General features: G+C 51.5%; 3 rRNA genes. All 3 read right to left on the bottom strand.

The window, feature by feature from the left end:
* Positions 1-231, bottom strand: a 23S ribosomal RNA gene (locus tag AC1DWN_RS34550); the annotation flags it as partial.
* A 154-nt stretch (positions 232-385) separates the two neighbouring features.
* Positions 386-502: ribosomal RNA gene (gene rrf / locus AC1DWN_RS34545) — 5S ribosomal RNA — on the bottom strand.
* 110 nt (positions 503-612) lie between these two features.
* Positions 613-848: ribosomal RNA gene (locus AC1DWN_RS34540) — 16S ribosomal RNA — on the bottom strand; the annotation flags it as partial.

The following is an 848-nucleotide window of genomic DNA, read 5'->3' as shown; positions in this document are numbered from 1 at the left end:
TTGTTTTCTCTTCCTCAGGGTACTTAGATGTTTCAGTTCCCCTGGTATGCCTCTATTCAACCTATGTATTCAGTTGAAAGTAACTGTCCATTACGACAGCTGGGTTTCCCCATTCGGAAATCCTCGGATCAATGCCTGCTTACGGCTCCCCGGGGCGGTATCGTTGTTCGCCACGTCCTTCTTCGGCTCCTAGTGCCTAGGCATCCTCCGTGCGCTCTTACTAGCTTAACCTAACGTTCCGGTTGATTTGACTCAACCTTCACGGGTAATACTAATCCCAGCTAAAGGATATTTCAGCAATTCTTCTTTCGTTATCCAGTTTTCAAGGTGCAAGGTAAATCGCAGCCAACCTCTCGGTTGCTGCAAGGTGTAATAATCAACACCTGCTTGGCGACGTCCTACTCTCCCAGGACCCTGCGGTCCAAGTACCATCGGCGCTGAAGGKCTTAACGGTCGTGTTCGGTATGGGAACGCGTGGTTCCCCTTCGCCATCGCCACCAAACGGATGACTTGACTTRCATGAAAGAGGSTTACTCTTTCAAAACTGACAACGAGTATAGCGATAAACTGCCAMGTTTATCCGAACCTCATCGGGTTCGGGTATTTCCTTAGAAAGGAGGTGATCCAGCCGCACCTTCCGATACGGCTACCTTGTTACGACTTCACCCCAATCATCTACCCCACCTTCGACGGCTAGCTCCCTTGCGGGTTACCCCACCGGCTTCGGGTGTTGTAAACTCTCGTGGTGTGACGGGCGGTGTGTACAAGACCCGGGAACGTATTCACCGCGGCATGCTGATCCGCGATTACTAGCAATTCCGACTTCATGCAGGCGAGTTGCAGCCTGC

This window comes from Paenibacillus sp. P4_A7 (assembly GCF_056402455.1).
This window is presented reverse-complemented; position numbering and strand designations above follow the sequence as displayed.